General features: G+C 34.3%; 25 protein-coding genes. 14 read left to right on the top strand and 11 right to left on the bottom strand.

Annotated elements, in window-relative coordinates; genetic code table 11:
- Positions 1 to 215 precede the first annotated feature (215 nt).
- The 7 genes from ACFE0M_RS08465 to proS all read right to left on the bottom strand — a co-directional run bounded on the left by ACFE0M_RS08465 (position 216) and on the right by proS (position 7,247).
- Positions 216 to 812 (bottom strand): outer membrane beta-barrel protein, encoded by a 597-nt coding sequence (locus tag ACFE0M_RS08465; protein WP_434545324.1) that lies wholly within the window; start codon positions 810 to 812, stop codon positions 216 to 218.
- A 145-nt stretch (positions 813 to 957) separates the two neighbouring features.
- A complete protein-coding gene (locus ACFE0M_RS08470) occupies positions 958 to 1,992 on the bottom strand; it encodes a DUF6588 family protein (protein WP_434545325.1) in 1,035 nt (344 codons plus the stop codon).
- 73 nt (positions 1,993 to 2,065) lie between these two features.
- The gene (locus ACFE0M_RS08475; RefSeq protein ID WP_434545326.1) at positions 2,066 to 3,136 is read right to left on the bottom strand and encodes a glycosyltransferase; all 1,071 of its coding nucleotides are present in this window, start codon (positions 3,134 to 3,136) and stop codon (positions 2,066 to 2,068) included.
- A complete protein-coding gene (locus tag ACFE0M_RS08480; RefSeq protein ID WP_434545327.1) occupies positions 3,137 to 4,042 on the bottom strand; it encodes a PhzF family phenazine biosynthesis protein in 906 nt (301 codons plus the stop codon).
- 224 nt (positions 4,043 to 4,266) lie between these two features.
- Entirely contained in the window at positions 4,267 to 5,277 is a 1,011-nt protein-coding gene (gene floA / locus ACFE0M_RS08485; protein ID WP_013455820.1) for a flotillin-like protein FloA, read from the bottom strand.
- Position 5,278: 1 nt separating this feature from the next.
- A complete protein-coding gene (locus ACFE0M_RS08490) occupies positions 5,279 to 5,740 on the bottom strand; it encodes an NfeD family protein (protein ID WP_434545328.1) in 462 nt (153 codons plus the stop codon).
- 31 nt (positions 5,741 to 5,771) lie between these two features.
- The gene (proS, locus tag ACFE0M_RS08495; protein ID WP_434545329.1) at positions 5,772 to 7,247 is read right to left on the bottom strand and encodes a proline--tRNA ligase; all 1,476 of its coding nucleotides are present in this window, start codon (positions 7,245 to 7,247) and stop codon (positions 5,772 to 5,774) included.
- Between the two features lie 124 nt (positions 7,248 to 7,371).
- On the opposite strand from proS, the gene ACFE0M_RS08500 reads away from it, so the two are divergent.
- The gene (locus tag ACFE0M_RS08500; protein WP_434545330.1) at positions 7,372 to 8,859 is read left to right on the top strand and encodes a hypothetical protein; all 1,488 of its coding nucleotides are present in this window, start codon (positions 7,372 to 7,374) and stop codon (positions 8,857 to 8,859) included.
- 127 nt (positions 8,860 to 8,986) lie between these two features.
- On the top strand, positions 8,987 to 10,534 hold the full coding sequence (locus ACFE0M_RS08505) for an OmpP1/FadL family transporter (RefSeq protein WP_434545331.1): 1,548 nt from the start codon (positions 8,987 to 8,989) through the stop codon (positions 10,532 to 10,534).
- A 26-nt stretch (positions 10,535 to 10,560) separates the two neighbouring features.
- Here the strand turns inward: ACFE0M_RS08505 and ACFE0M_RS08510 are convergent, their stop codons facing one another.
- The 3 genes from ACFE0M_RS08510 to ACFE0M_RS08520 form a co-directional block, all read right to left on the bottom strand.
- Entirely contained in the window at positions 10,561 to 11,061 is a 501-nt protein-coding gene (locus ACFE0M_RS08510; RefSeq protein WP_434545332.1) for a shikimate kinase, read from the bottom strand.
- A 100-nt stretch (positions 11,062 to 11,161) separates the two neighbouring features.
- Positions 11,162 to 12,256: a BT_3928 family protein gene (locus ACFE0M_RS08515; protein WP_434545333.1), complete on the bottom strand. Its 1,095-nt coding sequence runs from the start codon at positions 12,254 to 12,256 to the stop codon at positions 11,162 to 11,164.
- Positions 12,257 to 12,313: 57 nt separating this feature from the next.
- Positions 12,314 to 12,859: a DUF1599 domain-containing protein gene (locus ACFE0M_RS08520; protein ID WP_434545334.1), complete on the bottom strand. Its 546-nt coding sequence runs from the start codon at positions 12,857 to 12,859 to the stop codon at positions 12,314 to 12,316.
- Between the two features lie 36 nt (positions 12,860 to 12,895).
- Here ACFE0M_RS08520 and folP point away from each other — a divergent pair, with 36 nt between their 5' ends.
- From folP to ACFE0M_RS08560, 8 genes are all read left to right on the top strand, one after another.
- Positions 12,896 to 13,753, top strand: coding sequence for a dihydropteroate synthase (gene folP / locus ACFE0M_RS08525; RefSeq protein WP_434545335.1), 858 nt, complete (start codon positions 12,896 to 12,898; stop codon positions 13,751 to 13,753).
- Positions 13,750 to 14,604: a diadenylate cyclase CdaA gene (cdaA, locus tag ACFE0M_RS08530; protein WP_434545336.1), complete on the top strand. Its 855-nt coding sequence runs from the start codon at positions 13,750 to 13,752 to the stop codon at positions 14,602 to 14,604. The genes folP and cdaA overlap by 4 nt, the downstream gene beginning before the upstream one ends.
- A gap of 235 nt (positions 14,605 to 14,839) precedes the next feature.
- Entirely contained in the window at positions 14,840 to 15,613 is a 774-nt protein-coding gene (locus ACFE0M_RS08535) for an enoyl-CoA hydratase-related protein (RefSeq protein ID WP_434545337.1), read from the top strand.
- 81 nt (positions 15,614 to 15,694) lie between these two features.
- Positions 15,695 to 16,747, top strand: a complete 1,053-nt coding sequence (locus ACFE0M_RS08540) for an aminotransferase class V-fold PLP-dependent enzyme (RefSeq protein WP_434545338.1) — start codon at positions 15,695 to 15,697, stop codon at positions 16,745 to 16,747.
- A gap of 54 nt (positions 16,748 to 16,801) precedes the next feature.
- Entirely contained in the window at positions 16,802 to 17,365 is a 564-nt protein-coding gene (locus ACFE0M_RS08545; protein WP_303268393.1) for a MarC family protein, read from the top strand.
- An 88-nt stretch (positions 17,366 to 17,453) separates the two neighbouring features.
- Positions 17,454 to 17,927, top strand: coding sequence for a ribonuclease HI (rnhA, locus tag ACFE0M_RS08550; RefSeq protein WP_434545339.1), 474 nt, complete (start codon positions 17,454 to 17,456; stop codon positions 17,925 to 17,927).
- Positions 17,928 to 17,955: 28 nt separating this feature from the next.
- Positions 17,956 to 18,432 carry a hypothetical protein gene (locus ACFE0M_RS08555; protein WP_434545340.1) on the top strand — a complete coding sequence of 159 codons (477 nt, stop codon included), beginning with the start codon at positions 17,956 to 17,958 and terminating at the stop codon, positions 18,430 to 18,432.
- 7 nt (positions 18,433 to 18,439) lie between these two features.
- A complete protein-coding gene (locus tag ACFE0M_RS08560) occupies positions 18,440 to 19,153 on the top strand; it encodes a tRNA1(Val) (adenine(37)-N6)-methyltransferase (RefSeq protein ID WP_434545341.1) in 714 nt (237 codons plus the stop codon).
- Here ACFE0M_RS08560 and ACFE0M_RS08565 read toward each other — a convergent pair.
- A complete protein-coding gene (locus ACFE0M_RS08565) occupies positions 19,150 to 20,490 on the bottom strand; it encodes a saccharopine dehydrogenase family protein (protein WP_434545342.1) in 1,341 nt (446 codons plus the stop codon). The two genes, ACFE0M_RS08560 and ACFE0M_RS08565, sit on opposite strands and share 4 nt — an antisense overlap.
- Before the next feature lie 309 nt (positions 20,491 to 20,799).
- Here ACFE0M_RS08565 and ACFE0M_RS08570 point away from each other — a divergent pair, with 309 nt between their 5' ends.
- The 4 genes from ACFE0M_RS08570 to ACFE0M_RS08585 all read left to right on the top strand — a co-directional run bounded on the left by ACFE0M_RS08570 (position 20,800) and on the right by ACFE0M_RS08585 (position 26,731).
- The gene (locus ACFE0M_RS08570) at positions 20,800 to 21,630 is read left to right on the top strand and encodes a CheR family methyltransferase (RefSeq protein ID WP_434545343.1); all 831 of its coding nucleotides are present in this window, start codon (positions 20,800 to 20,802) and stop codon (positions 21,628 to 21,630) included.
- Positions 21,631 to 21,652: 22 nt separating this feature from the next.
- The gene (locus tag ACFE0M_RS08575; protein ID WP_013455843.1) at positions 21,653 to 22,246 is read left to right on the top strand and encodes a chemotaxis protein CheB; all 594 of its coding nucleotides are present in this window, start codon (positions 21,653 to 21,655) and stop codon (positions 22,244 to 22,246) included.
- Positions 22,247 to 22,428: 182 nt separating this feature from the next.
- The gene (locus ACFE0M_RS08580; RefSeq protein ID WP_434545344.1) at positions 22,429 to 23,253 is read left to right on the top strand and encodes a GAF domain-containing protein; all 825 of its coding nucleotides are present in this window, start codon (positions 22,429 to 22,431) and stop codon (positions 23,251 to 23,253) included.
- A 28-nt stretch (positions 23,254 to 23,281) separates the two neighbouring features.
- Positions 23,282 to 26,731: a PAS domain S-box protein gene (locus tag ACFE0M_RS08585; RefSeq protein ID WP_434545345.1), complete on the top strand. Its 3,450-nt coding sequence runs from the start codon at positions 23,282 to 23,284 to the stop codon at positions 26,729 to 26,731.
- The last annotated feature ends 4 nt before the right edge of the window (positions 26,732 to 26,735 follow it).

Genomic DNA, 26,735 nt, shown 5'->3' on the forward strand with positions numbered 1-26,735 from the left:
AATTTTTTTAATTATCTGTGCAAAAAGTGTAATATTGCTCATGAGGGGTTTTTTGGTTTTTGTGTCAACCCAAAATTAATATTTTGGGATAAAACTTAAACCCCTCTCTTTATTTAGGACGGTATTGCCCATAAATGAATGATTAATTACCAAATCAATCAAAAAGCCCCATTGGTTCTATTTCCAATGAGGCTTAGTTGAAAATCCTTTCTGAATTACTCGCCTAAAATAAAATACATTCCAAATGTTGGTGCAAATGTATTGATGCCTAGGTTTATTCCATTTGAAACGGTGGTAGTATTTCCTCCCGCAGGTGTTACACCAGTCCGGTTAAATGACACCATATTTAATTCGAAATTAAAACCGATTTTAGAGCCAGGGGTGAATAATATCCCAGGATTAATGCCCAAATTAAAAGAAGTGCGGTCATTCAAATCGGTTCTATCGTTGCCATTAATCGCAGTAGAACCACCAAAACCAAAACCAAATCTTGCAGCACCGTAAAAGTGAACATTTTCACCTAATCCAATATAGTACCTTGCCTCAGGGCTAAATGATATGCTATTAGTTCTTACATAGTCATCTTCTCCTAAATTATTCCTTTGAGTACTAAATCCAACAGCACCACCTACAGACAGGTTATCACTTAAAAAATATTGTACATTCGGTAACACTCTTATTTCCTGAAAATCAGCATTTTCAATATTTTGAAATTGGGCACTTCCTCCAATTAAAATATTTCCGCTGCCAATTTGCGAATAGGCTTGTTGAGCTAATAATAAAACGAATAAAATTAATGTTACTTTTTTCATATATGTTTTTATTTAGTTGCGCTGCAATATTAACTGAAAGATTTAAGATTTAGTATATGATGTATTATTTTACCATAAATAACAAAAAAGCACAGACCAAAGTATTGATCTGTGCTATGAATGACACAATTTCTTGTTTTTAAACCTATCGGATATTTAATCCTAATCCTACCGATAGAGTATTGTATTTTTGTATGGTATAATCAACATTTAAAGCCAATACCCATAAGATTTTCACTCTTGCCCCAACAGTAAATCTTGGCCCACCGCTACCATCAAAAGTTAAGTCAATAGGATCTGTTACGGTCACTTCAGAAGGCTCCCCTTCATTAAATGTATAATCACCCTTCATGGCAAAATTTGACCTTACAATATTGACACCAAGCCCTGCATATGGGGTGAAAAACAATAACTTTTTTGAAATAATGGCCTGAATAGTGGTGGCACTTGCACCGAATTCAGCAAATTGACCTTGGCTTTCATCAATCTGATAATTGGTTGAAAGTTTATTGAAACCAACTATACCTGATAAGTCAAAGGGTAATAATTTCATTCCTGGTATCCATTGTTTGAAATCATGCTTCACACCAAATCCAAATGATTGAAAACTGAAGTCCCCTATATTTATTTGCGGTGTGTATCGAATTATTAAGTCTGTATTTTTCACAATCCCAACACCTAATTGAACTGTTGGAGTAGGAATGGCTAATGGTCCCGGATAATCCAAATCTCCAAAAATACCATCAGGAGCACCAATTCTTTCTTCATAGGAAACTGATTGACCTGCAGCAATTTCTCGATTTCCGCTAATAACCAATTCTTGATTGGTACTTGAACCTATAAAGGTTGGTAATTCATTATTTGATGGGTCATCCAGCGTTATATTTTCATATTCTGCCGCAACAAATTCAAAGGTTTTGGCCGCATCTGGAATAGTAGCCATATTAATATTAAATGTTAAATCAAAACCTAATGTTTTATGTGGTTTTGCTGTATTATACCAGCCATTGGCTAATCCATTTCCAATAGAAGTGGCAACTGGATTCATGTAATTTTCCAGATAAGTATTAGCATCAGCTACCCCTGAATTAACAACCTGCTCAAAATTTTGAGCTTGTGCATTATTTAAACTAGCCAAACTATAAATGGCTACAATGAGTCCTGTAAATATTCTTTTCATAGTGTTATGTTTTGGTGATACATATGTATAAAAGTATTGAAATTTAATTGAAAATTTTAATTTTAATTATTCATCATTTAAATAAGCTTAAAAAATTTTTCTTGTTTGAAATAACTGAGTAATGATTCTTAATGTAATCCTGTCCCTTTTCTCCTAATTTTATTCTTAAATCATGATCTTCCAATAGTTTTATTAACTTATCCTCCCATTCTTTGTCATTATTAGCCGAGTATCCAGCCCCACTTTCAAGTAGAAGTTTCTTATTAACCCCTACCGGAGATGCCACTATTGGTTTTTTAATGGCCACATACTGCAATAATTTAAAGCCGCATTTTCCTTTGCTCCAAATATCATCACTTAATGGCATGATACCAATATCCATTTTGTTTAAGTCGTCTATCTCAGAAGACTTACTCCATGGAATAAACCGCATGTATGGGACATCAAAATCTGGTTTTTGGTTGGAAATCACTAATAATTCAAATTCATATTCATTTGTTAGTTCATCTAAAACCGGGAGTAAAATCTTTAAATAGGGGAGGGTAGAATGTGTTCCTGTCCAGCCAATCACATTTTTTTCGCTCTTCGATATTTTTATTTCTTTATGATAATCCGTATCGATTGTGGTTGGATTTACTACAACACTTTGATTGTATTTCATCGCAAATTCAGCTAAATACTCATTTCCGCAACTTACTTTATAACTCCATTTACAAATGTTTTTTACCTTAGTTTTCCATTTTATTCTAGCTTTTAAGCTTCCCTTTTCATTCGGGTCTTCCAACCAAATGGCATCATCAAAATCATAGATGATCTTTTTTCGCCAAATAAAGCGAATTGTCCATTCAAAAAAAGGAGGACCTAATGGAGTTGCTTCTCTATGGATAAATATAAATTCGTATGCACTCAGTTGAAATAGCAATATAAAACGCTTGATAAAAGATATGACAAGCCATCCTATTTTTTTGGCGCTATTTCCTGATTTATACAGGATTTTCCAGGCTTTAAGATTTAAAAATGGGGCTAATTGAAATGAATATCCTTCTTTTTCTAATATGTTAAGGTATTGTTCAAAACGAAAGCGTTGACTAGGAGCTTCATCAAAAGGGTAAGGGCAAACAAAAAGTATTTTACAAGGCTTCATTTATTCAGGTATCCTGATTTCTCCACTTCCCATATGAACGCAGGATCCGCCCACTAGGACTTTGGATATTTTTCCGTCTTCTTGTACTATTTGCATTTTAATTTGACTTGGTCTGCCCATTTCATATCCTTGTTCTCCAATAGATAATATACTTAAATCAGCAATATTGTAATTATGAATATATGAAGCCAGAGGACCATGTGCGCTACCGGTTGCCGGATCTTCCGGAACTCCAATATGGGGCGCAAACATACGGCTATGGGTAAGGTGATTTTTATTTTCAGTCTCCATAGTGAAAGCCATTACACCTGTGATGAAAATCTCATCCAAAATTTCACTAAAAAGCTCATTGTTCAGTTTTAGCTGTTTTACTGAATTTAATGTTTGAATAGGAACCATTAAAAATGGATTTCCACAATTTACTATTCTGCAGGGAAAATCTTTTGAAATCTCCTCTTCTTCAATTGAAAGAAGTGAGGCCACAAGCTTTTTGTCCTTAAAAGTCTGCTCAAATTTAGGTAATGGTTGCTCCATTAGTATTTTAGAAATCTCCTTATCGTGCTGCTCGAATTGGACCTTAATCTTTCCAATATTTTGTTCCAACAGTAGGTCTTTAGCCTTTTTTGGCTTTATACCTTTTTCTTTTAATAAGTAATATGAAGTACCAATGGTAGGGTGACCGGCAGTGGGCAATTCCATCCCAGGTGTGAAAATCCGCATTTTTACATCGGCATCATTTTCACTACTAGTAAGAAAAACTGATTCCGATAAGTTTAATTCTTTTGCTATTTTTTGCATTTTTTCAGCACTCAAGCTTTCGGTATTGTCGAAAATTGCCAATGGATTTCCTCCAAAAGGCTCCGATGTAAATACATCTATTAGCTGGAATTTAATTGTATTTGCCATGCCCGAAATTAAGAAAAAAGATTGAAGAAGTTTACATGCTTTATTTTAGAATAACTCTAATTCAACTTTTCAAAAGTTGTATTGAACAATAGATTCTAAAATGTAAATTTCTGTAATTTCTATTAATATTAACTTTGAAATAGTTTTAGTCAAAGCTACAAATAGCAAAAAAAATGGCCCAACTTTCATTAAGTTGAGCCATTTATTAATGCTAAAATCTAGCTTTATTTATCATCTCCTTTTTTACCGCCAGATGATTTTTTAGCTGAACTTGATCCTTTATCGCTTCCTGATATAGAATCTCTCATGTCTGTATCCGCTTGGATATTCTGCATTCTGTAATAATCCATAATACCTAAATTACCACTTCTGAATGATTCAGCAATTGCTTGAGGAACTTGCGCTTCAGCTTCAATTACTTTTGCTCTAGCTTCTTGTGCTTTGGCTTTCATTTCTTGCTCTTCTGCAACCGCCATCGCCCTTCTTTCTTCTGCTTTTGCTTCAGCTACTTTCAAGTCGGCAGATGCTTGGTCAGTTTGTAGTTTAGCTCCAATATTCGCTCCTACATCCACATCTGCAATATCAATTGATAAAATCTCAAATGCAGTTCCGGCATCTAAACCTCTTTGCAATACTAATTTTGAAATCTTATCTGGATTCTCCAATACGTTTTTATGTGAATTAGCTGAACCAATTGAGGTAACGATACCTTCACCAACTCTTGCTAGAATCGTGTCTTCTCCAGCACCACCTACTAATTGTTGAATGTTGGCTCTTACCGTAACTCTTGCAATTGCAATCAACTGAATTCCATCAGCAGCTACAGCCGCTACTTTAGGAGTGGTAATTACTTTTGGGTTTACGGAAATTTGAACTGCTTCAAACACATCTCTTCCCGCTAAGTCAATAGCAGTGGCTTGTTTGAAACCTAAAGTGATATTGGCTTTATCTGCTGATATTAATGCTTTAATGACATTGGGCACATTACCACCCGCCAGATAATGGGTTTCGAGTTCATTGGTGGTAACCTCCAAACCAGCTTTGGTGGCCGTAATCATAGATTCCACTATAATTCGTGGTGGCACCTTTCTGATTCTCATAAAAACCAGCTCGAATAAACCGACTTTTACTCCTGAGAAAATCGCTGTAATCCACAGGTTAATGGGTACGAAATACAGGAATACGAAAAATAAGACTATTCCTGCTATTACAATAAAAATTAATGAAGTGTCCATATTATTTAATTGGTTCTACAAATATTCGTTTTGAATCTATTCTAATTACTTGGATTTCTTGTCCGGCACCTATCCACTCTCCTTTACTTCTGACTTCGTAAATCTTGCCAAAAATTTCGGCTTTTCCAATAGGTTTTAAATCAGAAACGGTTTTTCCTTTTTCACCTACTTGAAAAGAAAAGATATCTTCATCGTTTACCTTGCTTTTAATGCTTGATTTCAAGGAAAATCTGTCCCAGGAATTGGATTTAAAACTGTACACAATTCCGATTACAGTAACTATTGTTGTCCCAGCAACAGTCCAATAACCGGCAACATTACCATAGTCATCAAAGACCATAAAAATACCCACTATAGTGAGCAAAAGACCGATTACCCCCACAAATGTAGTGCCTGGAACGAATATCAATTCTGCAATAATCAGAATCAGACCTGCAAGGATAAGAAAGATAATACCTATCATATAATTAAATTAAAGCTAAAAATAGTTAAAATCAGTAAGCTTTTGCAAAAAGTACTCTTTTATTTGATGGCTTTCCTGAATAAATACATTTTCCAATTTCCTCTTCTGCATCCAAGGGAATGCAACGGATGGTTGCTTTGGTTTCTTCTTTTATTTTCTCTTCAGTTTCGGCCGTTCCATCCCAATGTGCACTTATAAATCCACCAGTTTTTTCTAATTGTGACTTAAATTCCTCATAAGTATCTACCTTATAGGTATTTTCAGCTCTGAAATCAAAAGCCTTTTTATAAATATTCTGTTGAATCAATTCTAGTGTTTCTTCAATTGTAGATTCAATTCCTTCGATATTGACCGTTTGCTTTTCTTTAGTGTCCCTTCTTGCTAATTCAACCGTGCCATTTTCCAGGTCTCTTGGGCCAATTGCAATTCGTAAAGGAACACCTTTTAATTCCCATTCAGCAAATTTAAAGCCTGGTTTATGGGTGTCTCTATCATCAAATTTCACAGTAATCCTTTTCTTTTTTAAGGATTTTTTAAGGTTTTCAGCCACCTCAGCAATTTTCTTCTGATCTTCTTCCGTTTTATAAATCGGAACAATTACCACCTGTATAGGAGCTAATCTTGGTGGTAAAACCAAACCTTCATCATCAGAGTGGGCCATTACCAATGCGCCCATTAATCTTGTGCTTACACCCCATGAAGTTCCCCAAACATATTCTTGCTTACCTTCCTTAGTGGCAAATTTCACATCAAAAGCTTTAGCGAAATTTTGACCTAAAAAATGGGAAGTCCCGGCTTGTAGGGCTTTTCCATCTTGCATTAAGCCTTCTATACAATAAGTTTCCAATGCTCCTGCAAATCTTTCACTTTCCGATTTCAATCCTTTGATAACAGGTAATGCCATGAATTCTTCAGCAAACTCCGCATAAATATTGATCATTTGCTCAGTTTCATCAATGGCTTCTTGTTTGGTAGCGTGTGCCGTGTGACCTTCTTGCCATAAGAATTCGGCTGTCCTTAAAAATAAGCGTGTTCTCATTTCCCATCTGACCACATTGGCCCATTGATTGACTAATAATGGTAGGTCTCTGTATGATTGTACCCAATTTTTATAGGTATTCCAGATTATAGTTTCTGAAGTAGGCCTCACAATAAGCTCTTCTTCCAACTTAGCTTCAGGATCTACTACTATTCCTTTACCATTTTCATCATTTTTCAAACGGTAATGTGTAACTACTGCACATTCCTTTGCAAAGCCTTCCACATGGTCTGCCTCCTTGCTTAAATATGATTTAGGAATGAATAAAGGAAAATAAGCATTCTGATGACCGGTTTCCTTAAACATATCATCCAATTCCCTTTGCATTTTTTCCCAAATGGAATATCCATAAGGTTTAATGATCATGCAACCTCTTACGGCAGAATTCTCAGCTAAATCCGCTTTTTTTACTAATTCATTGTACCACAGTGAATAATCATCACTTCTTTTTGGTAATACTTTTGCCATTTTGTAATTTTTGGTATGAAGTTTGTATCATTATTAATGATTATTATCTCGAATGATTTTCATATATTGAAATCAATTTACAATAATAATCGTTGTAAAATTAGAAACATTAAATTATGTAGCCATGAAAACCTTAAGCTTTATATTAATAATTAGCATATTTTTTATGCCAGAGGTCGGATTTGGACAATCTGATCTTAAAGTAGAAAATGATGACTTGTACTTTACCTCTAAAGATAGAAAGGTATTGAACGAGAAAATTGCCTTGGAAGAAAAGCGTAAGGCTGAGGAATTGAAAAAATCAGGCTACGCATATGATCAATTTGAATCTTCAAATGAGGGTTTGAATGATTTCAAAAGCAATGAAAAGAAACAAAATGATGAATTGAATCAGGAGCCTCCTGTCGCTGAACAATCAGAAGAACAGGGATGGTATTATGATGAAAATGCGGCAAGAAGAGGTCTTAATCCTCAGAATGGACAAAGAAATGGTCAAACCCAAATATATAATTACTATGGTGGGATGAACCCAATGATGTACGGTTGGAACGATCCATGGATGTATGGTTGGAATAACCCAATGATGTATGGAGGATTTTATGATCCGTTTATGTTTCGTCCGGGCTTCAATGTAGGATTTGGATTTAATTCTTGGGGCATGAATTCTTGGTCTATTGGTTTCGGTAGAGGATTTGGAAGAGGTTTTTATGACCCGTTCTTTTATGATCCATTTTTCGACCCATATTGGGGAAGTCCTTTTGCATATAGAAATCCATGGAGAAATCCTTACTGGGGAGGCTCTTATGGCTGGGGATATAGAAACGGATTTTATGATGGTTATAATGCTGGATTTTATAACAGTCATTTCTTTGCAGATAATAACCTGAATAGAAGAAGCAGAACTTATACTAGCAATCCGCGAGTAAGTAGGTCAGCAACTAATGCAAGAGTTGCCAGTAGTAGGACTAGAAACTCAAATGATAATTATAGTGTAAGCAGAAATGTTGGAACTGAAAGAAGTAGAAGTGCAATACAAGTTGCCGACAGATCAACTAGAACAAATAATGTCTCTAGTAGATCAAGTGCTTCGGCAAGAACTGCTAATGTGAATAATGCTAATAGCTCAATTTACAGCAGAACTTCGAGAACCGCACAATATGCTCGTGCAACTTCTGACAACAATGTGAGAACTGCCTCTTACTCTGGAAACAGAGGAAGAACCGTTTCGAACAATGCTTCCAGCGTCAGTAGAACAAACGCTAGCACTAATAATAGTTCTAGATACTATAATAGCGCTAGAACCAACAGATCTTCTTATTCTTCGGGTAGAAGCTCTGGTAATAATAGAAGTGCTACATTTGGAAACAGTTCAAATAGAAGCAGTAGTTCTTTTGGAAGGTCATCAGGATCAAGCAGAAGTAGCTCTTATGGAAGGTCATCCAATAGTTCAAGTAGAAGTTCTTCCTTTGGAAGATCCTCATCTAGTTCAAGAAGTAGTAGTTCCGTTGGAAGATCATCCTCTTCCAGTAGCCGATCTTCAGGAAGCAGTTCCAGAAGTAGTGGCTCATCAAGAAGTAGCTCATCTTCTTCTAGAGGCGAAAGAGGTGGATGATAATTTTGAAAGCACCTTTAAACCAGGGTGCTTTTTTTATAATCTAATTTAATTATATCCTTAAAAAATTCTTTAAGAATACAGTAATTCTGTATCAAATTATTTAAGCACTATTAACTTTTAATCAATGAAAACGCTCAAATATTTTTCTCTGATATTTATAGGTTTATTATGTTCATTTAATTCTTTTGCTCAGGTACCACTTTATACTGCCGATGCTGTAAGGTTCAGTCAGACTGATGGAGGTGGATCCGCTAGATTTGTAGCTTTAGGTGGAGCAAATGTCTCCTTGGGTGGAGATATTAGCAGTATTTCAGGCAATCCTGCCGGATTGGGTTTCTATAACCGTTCTACTTGGGCATTTTCACCCGTTTTAAGAGTTGGTGATTACAGCGCGCAATATGAAGGCGAAAACACTCAAAATATGGGTGGAAATTTTCAAATTCCCAATATGGGTATGGTTTTCCATAACAGATATGAAGAATATGCCGGTTCTAAGTGGGTTTCAGGTACATTCGGAATAGCTATTAATCAAAAGCAAAGTTTTTACAATAATATCAACTACAGCGGGACGGTTGAGCAGGGGGCTGATGGCATAGTTTACGATTTCACTGAAAGTGCCTTATTTCCTTTTTTAACAGAGAATGGATTTAGAGAATTTAATTTTAGAAATGAGATTGAGGATGTTGCAAATTCCGATACTTACACATATTTGGCCTACCAAACATATTTGCTTCAGACTTTTGCTACAAATGATGATACCTTCATTGTAGATAGATATGACTATGATGGAAATACGGATGGATATTTAACACAAAATGCTGTTCAAAGAGAAAACATCGATTATTATAGTGGACTTACTACTTTGGATTTATCTTATGGTGCTAATTACAATGATGTTTTTTATTTGGGAGCCGCTTTAAATGTTAATTTCCTTAATTATCGTCAGGTTAGAAGTTTTAGAGAAACACCTGACAATAGTTTTTTAAACTATATGGAGCTTAATGAAGAGACTATGATTTCAGGTACAGGTGCTGCATTCACAATAGGGGGTATTTACAAACCTTTAAATATTTTGAATTTAGGATTTTCATATACAACTCCTACTTTCATTTCTTTGACGGAAACTCAAGAAATATCAATGGAATCTTTTTTCATATATAATCCTGAAACAGATGAGGAAAATGTTAGCTATGAAGAGGAGATTTTGAATGAAGTACCTGCTTATAGTCTTAGATTACCACAAAAATTATCAGTGGGAGCCACAGCATTCTTATCCAAATATGGTTTCGTAACTGCAGATTTGGAATACGTGGACTATACTTCTGCTCGATATAGCAGTACCAATGGAGCTTTTGGTGGTGATGTGCCTGATGTTGGAAGCGATTTGCAGAACACATTTAATTTGAAAGTAGGCGTGGAGGGAAGATGGAATATTTTACGAGCAAGAGCTGGTTTTGCTTATTTCGATAATCCATATAGAACTTTTGATTATAATAGACAATCGATATCAGGTGGTATAGGGATCATGAGAAAAAACGGATTTTTCGTAGATGCAACTTATACGCTTAGTAGCTTTAATAATCCTAATATTACAGCTTATGCGGGAAGTGATATTATAACTTCAGAATCAAATATTTCTAATGTCAGGATTACTATTGGGAAAAACTTTTAATTGCTAAATGCTATTACGTTTTCATGTTATTTCAAAAGCGTTTTAATAGTCATTTTATCCCAATTATTTAGGTGGAATTTAGCTTTTTCATAATATACTGACCTTTTGTTTTTTAATTTTTGTAATGTATCTATTATATCAGATTGCTTTTTGCAATGTGAAAAAAGAGGTCTTATGTTTTCTTCTTGGTTCCAAATTCTAGATGCTATCTTATCAATCGGAGGGTCAAGATATAATGTTGACCCTTTTTGATTCATTAGAGCCATATTATTATTAAAACATGGGGTGCCCCCCCCTGTTGAAAGTATAATAGCTTGATAATTATCAATTAATTTATTGAGATAAAAAGTTTCTAAATTTCGAAAATGCTGTTCCCCTTCATTTTTGAAAATATCAGATATACTGAAACCTTCATTATTTTCAATGATTTCATCTAAATCAAAATATGGGGTGCTAATTTTTTCAGACCAAATTTTTCCCCAATGACTTTTACCACTACCGGGTAACCCTACTAGGAAATAGCGCATAACATGGATTATAAAATTTAATTACATAAAATATTGTTGTTTGTTACTGGTTTTCAAGCCAATACAAATGATCCTTAAGTAACTGCCTTATAGGCTATATTTAATTTAATTTTTCAGTGATATCAATTGGATCAGGAACATCATTGAAATGCCATTTGGCTTTTATCGTTCCATTTTCTACTAAAACAAGCCCCGGGTTTGATCGGATAATTGTTTTTAATACTGTGGCATCCGCATAATAAAAATTGGTTTTCATCCCTCTTCTTGCCCTGATTTTCAAAACGTCCTCTGCGGAAGAAGAGGTTAAAATAATAGGTTCAATGCCTGGGCTTAATCTAGAAATTAAATCGTTTATATCAATTAACCCTTCGGTGTTTGCATTTGAAATATCATAGGCGACAATCCATAATTTTTTTCCAGTTAAAACCGTTTCTGTTTTATCTCCTGATTCATTCCATGTGGCAAAATCTGTGATTTTTGGAGTGGAGGCTTCTTCATTAATAACTTCGTGGCCTACCAATTTGTAACCTTCTTCTTCAGATTTATAATCAAAGGATTTAATTTTTTCTCCATCTTTTTCAAATGTATATTGAAATTTTGGGCTTTCCTTAGCTTGCATGGCATCGGGTATATTTGTCCCTACTTTATAAGCTCTAAAATCAATTGGTGGCAGATGTCTAACCGCATAAATACAAAGAAGGAAACTTATGGCTGTTACACATACTACTATGATGTTTTTAGCGGCAAATGTGCTTTCTTTAATTTTTTTAATATTCAGGTATAAAAAACCTATTAAAACCACCAAAATAACATCTTTTGTAAAAGATTGCCATGGAGTTAAAGTAATGGCATCTCCGAAGCAACCACAATCAGTTACTTTGTTAAAATAGGCAGTATAGAATGTTAAAAAAGTAAAAAATATGATCATAATACTGAGTAAGTTCATGGTGTATTTTACCCTCCACCTAATGATCAATGCAATACCTAAAGTTACTTCCAATACATTTAAAATAATTCCAATTACCAATGCATATGGTTCAAATACTGAGAAAAAGGGTGCAATATCACCTGCGAAAACAGCAAAATACTCTTCTAATTTTATGGCTGTACCAACTGGGTCAACTACTTTTACCAAACCGCTAAAAATGAATAAACCACCTACTATGTATCTAACTATATCGATTATTACCTTCATAATATTTTTCCCTTATCCTGATTTTAAGTTTATTTATATATTTTACGGCATTTTAAATTAATGAGCTTTGTCCAATTTGATTAGACAAAAAACAGCATAATTAATCATATCCTGGTAATTGGCTTTTACCGGTTCGGATATGAGGGTTTTACCCTGATTGTCTTCTATTTGTTTCACTCTGTATAATTTCATCAAAATTATATCCGTAATAGAGCTTATCCTCATATCTCTCCAAGCCTCTCCATAATCATGGTTTTTATCTAAAAGAAGCTGTAAAGTTTCCTCTGCAACAGCTTCATATTTTGGCATCAACTCTTCAACTGGTATTTCAAGCGGAGCATCTTCCGTAAGTGATTCTTGAATTATGGCTATTATACTGTAATTAATAATCCCAATAAATTCATTCTTGATGTCTTCTTCAATTTTTTGAGCACCTTTTTCTTGAATGGATCTTATTCTCTGTGCTTTGATAAATAATTGGTCTGTAATGGACGGTAATCGTAAAATTCTCCATGCCGTACCGTAATCTTTGGTTTTCTTTTCGAAAACATCTTTACACAGCGCAATAACTTGCTTATATTCGCTTTCGGTTTGTGTCATCAACTACCGTTTTTTTATAAAATTCTAGTTTATTAATATTTGGAAGCGAAAGATAAAGCATTTTCTCATAAAAAAACACTACTCCTTAAGGGGAACTTGATGGATTTATCTCATCCAAAGTTGATGGGTATTATTAATACCACTCCAGATTCTTTTTATGATGGTGGTTATAATGTGGTTATGGACAAAGCATTGGCATCAGTAAATAAAATGTTAGAAGATGGTGCTAATATTATCGATATTGGAGGGTATTCAACCAAACCCAATGCATCTGATGTTGCTGTAGAAGAAGAAAGGAGAAGAGTGATTCCGCTTATCGATAGTTTAATCCAAAAATTTCCGGATATCGTAATTTCAATAGATACTTTTCGGTCTGAAATTGCAAAAGAAGCTGTGGAGGCAGGAGCTTCTATCATAAATGATGTTTCTGGTGGCAATTTGGATGATAAAATGTTTGAAACAGTTAGTGAACTCCAAGTGCCCTATATTTTAATGCACATGAGAGGAACACCTGCAACTATGCAAAATTTAAATGAATACAAGCATTTAATTAAAGATGTGGTTTTTGAATTGAGTGAAAAGCTTGAAAAATTACGTTCTTTGCAAATAAATGATGTTATTATAGATCCGGGCTTTGGCTTTGCAAAAAGCTTGGAACAGAATTATGAAATGCTTAATAATTTATCCTATTTTAATATATTGGAATGCCCATTGTTAATTGGGCTGTCTCGTAAGTCAATGATTTATAAACTATTGGGCAATGAAGCTAAGGATGCTTTGAACGGGACGACAGCTCTTAATATGGTGGCTTTAATGAATGGGGCAAACATTTTGAGAGTTCATGATGTAAGAGAAGCAGTTGAAACAGTTAAATTATTTAACAAGCTAAAGAATTGATTTTAGGATTTACCATAGGGTTTTTAGAAGTAAGTTTAGTCGATGTATTGGATATAGCACTTGTCAGCTTTCTGTTGTTTCAAGTATATAACTTGATGCGCGGCAGTGTAGCTGTAAGGATATTCGTTGGCTTCTTATCACTTTATTTAATCTATTTAGTGGTGAGGGCCGCAGAAATGGAATTGCTTTCAGCCATACTAGGTCAGTTTATGGGAGTTGGGGTAATTGCAGCCATTATATTATTTCAACAAGAAATCCGTAAATTCTTGTTGCTCTTGGGAAAAACCACTTCCTTTAATTCAGAAAATGGTTTTTTATCCAATCTTCCCTGGAAAAAAAGAAAAAAGGCTGACGAATTCAATATAACTCCATTAATTGAGGCATCAAAGTCTTTGGGAGGAACCAATACAGGTGCATTAATTGTGCTATCAAAAGGTTCGGAATTAAAATTTTATTCTGAATCAGGTGATTTAATAGATGCTATTGTTTCCAAACGCCTTTTGATTTCTATTTTCAATAAAACAAGTCCATTGCATGATGGGGCAGTCATTATCTACAAAGGCAGGATTAAAGCGGCCAGATGTGTTTTACCTGTTTCCGAAAAAGATGTTCCCGCTCAATTTGGTTTGCGACATAAAGCCGCTATTGGAATGTCGGAGGCAACTGATACTATTGTTTTGATAGTGTCGGAGGAAACGGGCCAGTTGTCAGTTGCAAGAAATGGAACCATTTACCACAATCTATCCAATCAAGAAATCAGGTCTAAAATAAATGACTATCTGACTGAGGATAAAAAGAAAAAGCAAAAAGAAGACAAGAAAGAAACTGCCGAACAAGAGATAGTTCAATAATTCATTCAATTTTCTTAATATTTTCATTCTCTTAAATCATTGTAATTGAATGTTTTACATAATTTTTAAGAAAAATAATAAATAATTTACCAGATAGGGGTTACTTTTTAAGCCTTTGCAGTATATACTATTACAAACACAAATTTTATTCATACACCTGTTTAACACGAAAAGCCTTCTTTGAAAAAAGAAGGTTTTTCTTTTTTATACTCTTCTGCTTTTTGATATTTACATTATGGAATTTATAACAGTAAATACACAATATAAAAAGCATATAGCGCTCATCAATCTTAATAGACCTAAGGAATTAAATGCCTTGAATTTGCAGTTAATGACGGAATTAAAGGATACACTAAAAGCCTTAGACGAAGATGAGGATGTTAGGGTCATTATTTTGACAGGTAATGAAAAAGCCTTTGCAGCTGGAGCGGATATTAAGCAAATGGCTGGAAAAACGGCCATTGATATGTTGAATGTAGATCAGTTTAGCACCTGGGATCAAATCAAGAAAACGAAAAAGCCATTAATAGCGGCAGTGTCTGGTTTTGCTTTGGGTGGAGGCTGTGAACTCGCCATGACTTGTGACATGATAGTAGCTTCTGAATCTGCTAAATTCGGCCAGCCTGAGATAAAGATAGGTGTAATGCCAGGTGCTGGTGGGACTCAAAGATTGACCAGGGCAATTGGGAAGGCCAAAGCAATGGAGTTGGTTTTAACAGGTAACTTTTTAAGTGCTGAAGAGGCTTTACATTACGGATTGGTCAATAAAGTAGTACCAACGGAAATGTATTTGGAAGCAGCTTCCGAATTAGCTGTACAGATTGCCCAAATGTCTCCTGTGGCGGCTAAATTAGCTAAGGAAGCAGTAAATAGAGCTTTTGAATCTCATTTAGACGAGGGTTTACATTTTGAACGTAAAAACTTCTACCTGACTTTTGCTTCTGAAGATCAAACTGAAGGAATGAAGGCATTTGTGGAAAAACGGAAACCTGAATTTACCGGTAAATAGTAATCCTCTGTCAAGTTTCATGTAGAATTGAATACCTGACAGGTTTTGGTAAGTGAACTATTAAAAAGTGTAATAATTTAGATGAAATATAATTTCTATCCCGGCCCCTCAAAGATTTATCCGCAAGTGGCGAGGTATTTTCAAGAGGCTATGGAGTTAGGAATACTAGAAAGGAATCATAGGTCTGCTTCCTTCGAAGAACTATTCTCCAAAACTAAAACTTTATTAAAATCTAAATTAAATATCCCACTAGATTATGAGATTGTGATGGTTTCCTCTGCAACTGAATGTTGGGAAATCATTGCGCAATCTTTTGTAAAAAAGGATTCACTCCATTTTTTTAATGGTGCTTTTGGTAAGAAATGGTGGAGTTATGCACAGAAAATTCACTCCAAATCTGAAGGAGTTGCTTTTGGTTTAGATGAATTACCTTTATTTCAAGAAATAAATAAGCACCCTGAATTGATAGCCCTAACGCACAATGAAACTTCCAATGGAACGGCTATCCCTGAAGATTTTCAAAAAGAAATTAGGAATCAATTTCCCGATAGCCTGGTCGCTTATGATGCCACTTCTTCCATGGCAGGTTACGAGTTTAATTGGGAAAATGGAGATATTTGGTATGCATCTGTTCAAAAATGCTTTGGACTTCCTGCAGGAATGGCATTAATGATCGTAAGTCCGAAAGCAATCAGCAGAGCCAAGGAAATAAATGAAAATGCTCATTACAATTCCTTTAATTTTATATTGGAAAATGCTAAAAGGAATCAAACTCATCATACACCCAATATCTGTAATATCTTTCTATTGAATCGATTATTGGAAAATGTTGAAAATATAACTGCAATTCACAATAACCTCAAAGCAAGAAAAGATACTTTTTATAACAAATTAAAAAAGGTAGATGATTTAAAGCCTCTAGTAAAATCTTCACACTTGCGGTCGGATACTGTTTTTTGTTTACAAACATCGGTTGATTTTCTTCAAAATATAAAACAAGAGGCTGTAAAAGAAGGGGTTGTATTAGGTAATGGATATGGTGAATGGAAAGATAATACCATAAGAATTGCCAATTTCCCAGCTATTTCAAATCAAGACTATGAATACTTGATTAATTTCTTGTTACGTTTTTAAATAACTGATGGAAAGCCGAATTTCTTATCGTACTTTTGCGCAAATTTTAAAGATATGCTCAATTTTAAAGAAATTATTTCGGTCTCTCTTATCCTTTTTTCAGTGATTGATATTCTGGGTTCCGTCCCTATTGTAATCGACTTAAGAAAGAAATTAGGTCATGTACAGTCAGGCAAAGCTACTATTGTGGCTGGCATTATTATGATTGCTTTTCTTTTTTTAGGAAAATCAATCCTTAATCTATTTGGATTAGATGTAGCTTCATTTGCCATCGCTGGTGCCATTGTTATGTTCTTGATTGGTATGGAAATGGTGCTAGGAATTGTTTTATTCAAACATGAAGATGCTTCTGCAGGTAGTGCCTCTATTATGCCCATTGCATTTCCATTAATAGCAGGGGCTGGTACTATGACCACTTTAATTTCGTTAAAGGCGGAATACCAGACATTAAATATTATTGTAGGGATAGTAATTAATCTTATTCTGGTTTTTATAGTCTTAAAAACCTGCGGTTGGTTAGAAAGAAAAATTGGTCAGGCTGGGTTTAGTATATTGCGAAAAGTATTTGGAATTATACTCCTGGCAATATCTATTAAGCTTTTTAAAAACTTTTTTTAAAGAGAAAATTATTCGAGAGCTTTTGAAGCTGACTAGTTGAATATGACGGATAAATGAAGACCTTTTTAATAAATTTTGAATTCATATTATGATTACAATATATACTGACGGATCTGCTTTAGGAAATCCTGGTCCTGGTGGCTATGGGATAGTTTTACGGTTTGGGGATAAGGTAAAAGAAATTTCAGAAGGTTATAGAAATACCACCAATAATCGAATGGAGCTATTGGCCATTATCGTAGCTTTAAAGAGTCTTAAGACAAATAAACATCCAATTCATATTTACAGCGATTCAAAATATGTAATTGACTCAATTACAAAAGGTTGGTTAGCTGGTTGGGTAAAAAAAGGTTTTAAGGGCAAAAAAAATGTCGATCTATGGAGGCAATATTTGGAGGTTTCCAAAGGTTATGATTTACACTTTCATTGGGTGAAAGGCCATGCCGGTAATCGAGATAATGAACGTTGTGATCGATTGGCTGTTGCAAAAGCTGAAAATGGTCCCCATTTGGTGGATGAAGGATTTGAAAATAAAGCATCAGATTCGGGTTTATTTCGTTAATAAGAAAAATTAAACAAACAGGATGTATATGAATAAAGTAAAGTTATTTTTAGTTTTTATTTTAATTAGTGCTTCAACGGTATATGGGCAGGATTACAAAACAGCTATAGGAGTTAGAGGAGGTTTTCCAACTGCCATTACTGGTAAACTTTTTATCAATAAAACAGATGCGCTTGAAGGGCTTTTATCTGGTTATAGAGGAGGTTTTGAAATAACAGGCCTTTATGAGAAACATGCCAATGCCTTTGATGTACCTTATTTGAATTGGTATTATGGGGCTGGTGGACACATAGGAGCATTTGATGATAACATTGCCCGCCCTGGTTATTTCTATAATGATAGGGGTAGGGGTTTTACGGTTGGACTAGATGGCATCTTAGGTCTGGAATATACTTTAACGGAAATTCCATTTGTAATAGGAGTTGATATGAAACCGACTTTTGATTTTGCTCCTGAACCTAGATTGTGGTTCGGTGGAGGCGTCTCATTTAGGTTTTATTTTTAGATTTAGTTTGAAAGCTTTCCAATTCAAACAATTCTCTGTCGAGCAGAAGCAAAGCCCGGCAAAAATCACTACTGACGCTACGGTTTTTGCTTCTTCTCTTCAGATTCCACCTCATGCAAAAAGAGTATTAGAAGTAGGTACAGGAACTGGAGTATTAACTTTAATGATAGCTCAAAGATATCCTAATATTCAATTAGAGGCGCTTGAAATAAATCCTGTAGCATATAACGAAGCTTTCCAGAATTTTAAAATCTCACCATGGAATTCCAGATTAAAGGCAATTTTAGCTGATTTTAATCAATTTGATTCATCCAATAAGTATGACTTAATATTCTCAAACCCTCCTTTTTTTCAAAATAATTTACAATCGGAAATAAACCATGGGAAAAACACGGCTTATCATACAAATGCTTTATCTTTTGAAAGTTTAGTAAAGGGCATTGATTTGAATTTAGCAGAAACAGGACAAGCCCATATCATGCTCCCTCCTTATGAAATGTCTTTGTTCGAGAAGGAAATGAATGCATTGGGATTTCAGTGTCTAAAAAGTATTGAATTAAGGCATCAGCCGAAAAGTAAAATCATAAGGCTATTCAATGTATTCGAAAGGGAAGTTAAGCTGAGAGCAAAAGATAAAATTGAAATATATGTAAGGGATGAAAACCATGATTTCCATCCCTCTTACATTAAATTGATGAAAGATTATTTAACTATTTTTTAGTTATCAATTTCTATTTCATTTTCGTTAAACTGGATGCCCATACTATTCAATTCTTTAAGAATCGGACTATAAATTTCCTTTTTAATTGGAATCTGGACCCCTCTCAATTTAATATTATCATTTAATATATTTTTGATGGCAATACCTAATGGCCAGCCTACAGTCTTTGACATAGCTGTTTCCATTTGGTCATCCCCTTTGGAAACAATTGAAGAATCCAACCGATATTTTTTACCATTTAAATCATATTCAAATTGGTGTTGCATTACGATCATATCTTTATCTTCAGGATCCAGACTCATTTTTTCCTCCATAATGGCTTGCATTACCTGAGCCGGGCTACCTTCCTGAATCGGAACTTTTTTGTCTTCAAAAATTCCTAGCCACTCTAACTTTTTGAAAATTTCTGAATCTCTCTGAAATCCTAAGTTTTTACAAAGTTTATCTTCTATGGATTCTGATTTATTGTAAGGTAAAAAAGCATTGAAAAAATCTCTTTTCGACATCTGGTCCAAACCTTCCATTTTGTAGGTATCATCCGTTACGCCCAATTGAACAAACACATTCCAAGCATCACAGAAGCCTGCTTTTCTGAAAGTCCCTCTAATTAAAGTAGGGATATCTTCAATTCCATAAACTTTTCTGTATGCCAATGAATTACGATTAGGATAACCTTCAAAATCACCTAAACCGGGAACATCTATCGTTTCATATCTACTGAATAATTTATGATAGGGTATATATTTATATCTCCCATTTCTAATAAATTGTGCTGTACCCTGACCTGCCAAAACCACATTTCTCGGATTCCAAGTGAATTTATAATGCCATGGATTGTTATCGCTTTCCGGAGCGACTAATCCACCCGTATAAGATTTGAAAGAAGTAAGATTACCTCCTTTTTCTCTTATATTATCCATGGCTTCCATAGCGGTCATGTGGTCAATACCAGGGTCTAGACCACATTCCATCAAGATGATTATATTTTTGCTTTTAGCAATATCAGATAGCTCTTCTACATCAGGGCTATTGTAAGAGGCAGTAACCATATGCTTTCCTTGGTCAACGCACACTGTTGCCACTTTCGGGTGAAATCTAGCAGGAAGCATAGATATTACTAAATCAGCTTTTGCTATTTCATCTTTTGTCTGGATTTCATTTAGAATATCAAATTGAATTGCAGAAGTATTAGGATGGTCTTCTGCCTTCTCTTTTGCCAAATTAATGTCAAAGTCACCGATTTTTAAATGCCAATTTTCTTTTTCGGCATGTTTTTTTAGGTAGTTAATTAATGAGGTAGCAGATCTGCCTGCTCCCAACAATAAAATGTTTCGCATAGTTTTTTTTAGTTTCCAATGAGGCAAAGTTATTAATATGAATTCCTCAAAAAACCGAGAATCAAAAAAAGTTAGTCGAAAAATGTAAATTAAGTAACATTTTGTAAGAACAGCTCTTTATTATTGCAGATATAATTTATTAATCTTAATATTAAAAACATTTAATTAAACATCATTGAATACTGCTCTAATGAGACGGAGTTATTCATGAATATTAATATAAAACATACATAAAACATGTTTTTTCGATTGATTTTCATTAATTGGAAAAGAATTGTTTTTTTTAAGTAGAACTGATGCATAATCCACATGAATAGACAGGATATAGAAATATCGGATTTGAGGCGCATCACAGAATTGGTAAAGGAGCAATATAAATATGATTTTACCAATTATGCCATGTCCTCATTTCGAAGAAGGATACTTCGAATTATGGAGCTCTATAAATTCGGATCCGCTGATTTATTGATCAAAAGGCTGAAGGATGATAGGTCTTTTTTTGATGAGTTTATAGCAGAAATCACGGTAAATGTGACGGAAATGTTCCGGGACCCTCCATTTTGGAGAGAACTAAGGGATAATGTAATTCCCAATATTTTACTTAATCATAATACCATCAGCATTTGGCATGCCGGCTGCTCCTCCGGTGAAGAGGTATTTTCCATGGCTATTCTACTTAAAGAGATGGGTATTTTAGATAAAGCTAAAATCATTGCCACGGATATTGACAAAATAATACTTGAAAAAGCTAAAAAAGGCCATTATTCCATGAAAAACATGGAATTAAATGAAAAGAATTATATAAGGTTTGAGGGTAAGAATAATTTCAAAGATTATTTTAAAGAAGAAAACGGTAAAGCCGTTATGGATAAATCTTTGATTCAAAATGTGTCTTTCCGTGAACATGACCTAGTTCAAGGTGTGGTATTCAATAAATTTGATTTGATCTTGTGCAGAAACGTGATGATATATTTTAATCAAAACCTTCAAAATGAGGTATTGAAAAAACATCACGAAAGTCTATTTAAATATGGCTATTTGGTAATTGGCTCCAAAGAATCCTTGATATGGTGTGAAATTGCCAACAAGTTCATAGTAGTCAATAACGAAGAAAAAATTTATAAGAAAATTAAAGACTGAGGTCTGTACAAATTAGTACTCAATGGCTCGATTTAATCTTGATAATAAATATAAAGCGATAGTAATTGGAGGATCGGCAGGTAGTTTTCAGGGGATAACCCAGATTCTATCTTCTATTCCAGCCGATTTCAGCTTACCTATTATCCTATGCCTGCATAGATTAAAGCATGTGCGTAATGGGTTCGTGGAGGCGCTGTCTATAAAGAGTATTAAGCCTGTAGTTGAGCCTTATGATAAAGAAAACATTAAAAGGGGCAAGGTATATTTAGCTCCCGCAAATTATCATTTATCCATAGAACTAGGCAACTCCATTGCATTATCAACTGAGGAAATGTTCAATAATTCAAGGCCTTCAATTGATATCACATTGGAAACGGCCGCCTATAATTACAGGGATAAATTGATAGGGATATTGTTATCTGGGGCTAATAAGGATGGAGCATTGGGGATGAAAAGAATTAAGGATAGAAAAGGTCTAACGATTATACAAGATCCGGAAGAATGTATGATTGACACTATGCCCACTGCGGCAAAAAATATCACAGAAATTGATTATACCTTAAAAGTTCAAGAGATTATCCAATTCCTAAAAGAATTGGATAAATTGTATAAATGATTTCTGAATTATTGCCCTAAAAGCAATACAATTATATATATTTGGTGATGTTTGCTCTTGAGAGCAATTGATTTTTTTTGAATTAAAAGTGGTTAAAACATTGAGTTGAATTATTTTTATTTATTTCTTATGGTTATATATTTTAAGACTAGATATATTTTTTATCTCGGAAGTATTCATTTATGAAAGCATTATACAAAAACTTAGCACTTATCACTTCATTGCTTTTTACTATGAGTATCATAGGATTAGCATATTATCTATTTATTTTTCCTGAGAGAATTGCTAATCAAACTCATCTAATCAGCTTGATGGAAGTATCCGAATTGAAGCCCGTTTTGGAAGAGCTTTATATATTTAGCGGGATTTCAATATTATTAGGCTTCTTTTCCATTTTATTGCATTTATTCAATAAAAGTAATAAGGATGAAAGCAATGTGGTTTACATTGAGAAATTCAAAGAAAAAAAGGAATCTAAAGATGTGGACTCAAAGGATGCAGGTGATGAAAATATAGATGAAAATTTAAAAGAAATAAATGCCAACCTAAAAAAGGAAGCAGATAATAAAGCAAAAGCTGAGAAATTGCTATCATTTTTAGCAGATCAATTGGAGGCAAGTCAAGCCGCTATTTATATAGCAGATAAAGAAGGTAAAAAGAATATTATTAAACTATTTGCCGCTTATGCTTTTGTTTTACCGGAAAGCCAAACAGTTTCCTATGAATTTGGTGAAGGTTTGGCTGGCCAAGTTGCCAAGGAGCAAAAATTGATTAATATTTCTGATGTACCGGAAGGTTATATCAAAATATTGTCTGGTTTGGGAGAATCAAATCCTGCTCATTTAATTTTATGTCCTATCATGAAGGATAAAAAGCTATTAGGAGTTGCGGAAATTGCATCTTTTAAAGCCTTTACAAAATCTCATGAGACCTTGGTTGAAAAATCATTGGCATTAATATCAAATGACCTTGATAAAGGGCCAAAAAAGGAAAAAGAGAAGAATTAATTCATTTTTTAGTATCAAAGAATTCAATATGTTTAAAAACATAAAAATCGGGACTAAAATAACTGCAATTCTACTATTTGTAGTTTTGGTGAGTGTGATAGCGGTTAGTTTTATTACTTATAATATGAACCGAGATTCAATTGAAAAATTGAATTTTGATAAGTTGATGTCATACAACTCCCAAAAAACTGAAAAGTTAAATGATATTTTTCAGGACATTCAAAATAATGCAAATCATATTTCCGGACTTTTGTCTATACAATCTGGAATTAGAAAATACCAAGAAGAAGATACTACTTTAAACGCAGATAGCTTAAAATCTGCAATTTTATACGATATCGAATCAGATTTAAGATCCTTTGTGGAAAACTATCCTATTGATGCAGTTTTACTTACAGATCTAAATGGTGATATTATTTTTAACTCCAATAATTCCATTAGTTCACTTTCAGTTGGGGAAAATTTTAAAAATCTGGATGAAGATTTTTATGATTTATGCATGACTTCCGCAACATTTAATAAGCCAGAAATATATGGGGAAAATGAATTTGTACTTTATGGCATGCCCTTAATTGATGACTATAATAGTCCTGCCGGTTTGTTGGTATTAGCTAAAAGCATGGATCCCATTTATGAGATTATTTCCTCAAATTCCACAGGCTTTAAATCTTATGAAAGTATTTTAACAGTCCAAGATGGAAATCAAGCACTATATCTTTCTGCCTTAAAACAAATGGCTGATAGTTTAGCCCCTTCATCTGTAACTATTAAAGATCAAAATTCAGTTGGGGTTCAAAAGGCGGCCTTAGGCGAAAAAGGATATGCTAAAGATATAAATTATAATGGGGAAGAAATTTTGTCAGCGTGGAATAACATTCCTTCCGTTGGCTGGGGATTAGCCTCTAATGTAAATGAGTCTGAAATTAATGAACAATTGAATGGATTAATCAACAAATTCATTTACACTGGCTTAATCATATTATTAATTTCATTGATTATTTCCGTTATTTTCTCAAGGGTTTTACTTAATCCGATCATTTCATTAAAAGAAACATTAAAATTATTGGGAAAAGGAATTTTGCCTAATAATGTACCCAAAAAATCAGATGATGAAATTGGTGAAATGGCCACTATTTTGGATGGTTATGTTTCTTCCTTAAAGAATACCGCCAATTTTGCCAAGCAAATTGGGGAAGGTGATTTTAAGGCTGATTTTAAACCCATTTCGGAAGAAGATACATTAGGCAATTCCTTAATTAATATGAGGAATTCAATCCAGGAAGCTGAAAAAAGAGACAAGGAAAGAAATTGGATTGTTACCGGTGTTGCAGAAATTGGTGAAATTCTTAGAAGTAACGATAGCCTTGAGCAATTAGGTGATGAGATTTTGATGTATGTCACCAAAAAAATTGATGCCATTCAAGGTGCATTTTATGTATTGAACGATGATGATACCGACAACTTGTTTTTGGAAATGAAATCAAGTTACGCTTATAATAAAAAGAAATATTTAAAAGCAAGGTTCAAATTTGCGGAAGGCTTGGTAGGGCAATCTGCTATTGAACAAGATACATTGTTAAGAACTGAAATCCCTCATGATTATTTAAGTGTGACTTCAGGACTGTTGGGAGATCAGCGACCTAGTTGTATTTTAATTGTTCCTTTGATTACAGATGAAAAGGTATTTGGCGTTTTGGAGTTTGCGGGTTTCCATAAATTCGACTCTAGTCAGATTAAATTTGTAGAAGAGATCAGCTTGATTATTGCGCGTACTGTCTTTAACATTAAAGTTAATGAAAGAACAAGAAAGCTGTTAGCCGAATCACAAACCATGAGTCAAGAGCTTCAAGAACAACAAGAAGTGTTGAGACAAAATGCTGAAGAAATGGAAGCAACTCAAGAAGAGTTGAAGCGCACAAACCAACGATTGGAAGACCAGATAGAGGAAGTAAACCGTACGCAAAAACGTATGCAATTATTGCTTGAAAATGCTTCCGAGGTTATTACAATCTATGAAAAAGATGGTACGGTACGTTATATTTCCCCTTCAGTAGAGAAAATTTTGGGATACAGACAAGAAGATATAATAGATACCACAGAATTGGATAAGGTACATCCAGACTCTAAGGATGAAGTACACCAACAATTCCTTCATTTGGTGGACAATCCTGATGAGTCTATCACCATGCAGCATCAGTACCTGAACAGTGATAATGAATATGTATGGGTAGAAGTAACCGGTACCAACCAATTGGAAGATCCCGCCATACAAGGGATTATCTTCAATACAAGGGATATCACAGAAAGAAGGCGTGCTGAGCAAGAAGAGCGAATGAGAAGTAAAATGCAAGCCTTGTCTGAAAACTCTATCGATTTGATTACGCGTATTGACAATGAGGGCAAGTTCTTCTATGTCAACCCAATGATTGAGCGATATACAGGAAAAAGACCTGATGAAGTAATTCAAAAAGGCTTACATGAGGCAGATATTGAACCTAAGATCGTGGAAGCTTGGGCTCAATTATTAGAAAAGGTTAGAGAGCAAAATGAAAAAGTTACCGAAGAAGTAGATTTCCCTTCTGAGATGGGAGATAGGGTAATGCAAGTTAATGCCATACCTGAATATGATGAAGAGAAGATTTTAGAGTCAATTTTGGTGGTTTCCCATGATATTACCGATAGAAAAGCCATCGAATTAGAAATTGCCAGTAAGAACAAGAAAATCACGGAATCCATTAATTATGCTAAAAGGATCCAAGGAGCTATTCTACCAAATAATCAAGTGATTAGACAGCAATTACCTGATTCTTTCATTCTTTACAAAGCAAAAGATGTGGTGAGTGGTGATTTCCCTTGGTATATTGAAGTTGATGATGTTATTTATATCGCAGCGGTTGATTGTACCGGACACGGTGTGCCGGGTGCATTGATTTCATTAATTGGATATTTCCTATTAAATGATATAGTTAGATCACAAAAAATAAGTGACCCAGGAGTAATTTTAGATAAACTAGATGCAGGAGTAACCTCTACTTTAAGACAAGATAGAGACGATTCTACCACAAAAGACGGTATGGATATCGCATTCTGTAAGATAGACAAGAAGAAGAATCAAATTGAATATTCGGGTGCGCACCGACCATTATATTATTTACATGCAAATGGAGAATTGGACGAGATAAAAGGTAATAAATTCCCAATTGGAGGAGGTATTTACAGAAATCAGACCAATTTTGATAACCATAAAATTAAATATAAATCCGGTGATGCAGTATTTTTCTGCTCAGATGGCTATCCGGACCAATTTGGAGGCCCACAAAACAGAAAATTTGGGCCGAAGCGCTTGAGGCAGACAATAGTCGATAACCATAGCAAATCCATGGACGAAATGCATGTTATATTTGATGAAGCATGGGAAAACTGGAAGGCAGACTACAAACAAACGGATGATGTCTTACTTATTGGTATTAGATTTTAACTGG

This window comes from Marivirga sp. (assembly GCF_051117495.1).
In the GTDB taxonomy this organism is placed as follows: domain Bacteria; phylum Bacteroidota; class Bacteroidia; order Cytophagales; family Cyclobacteriaceae; genus Marivirga.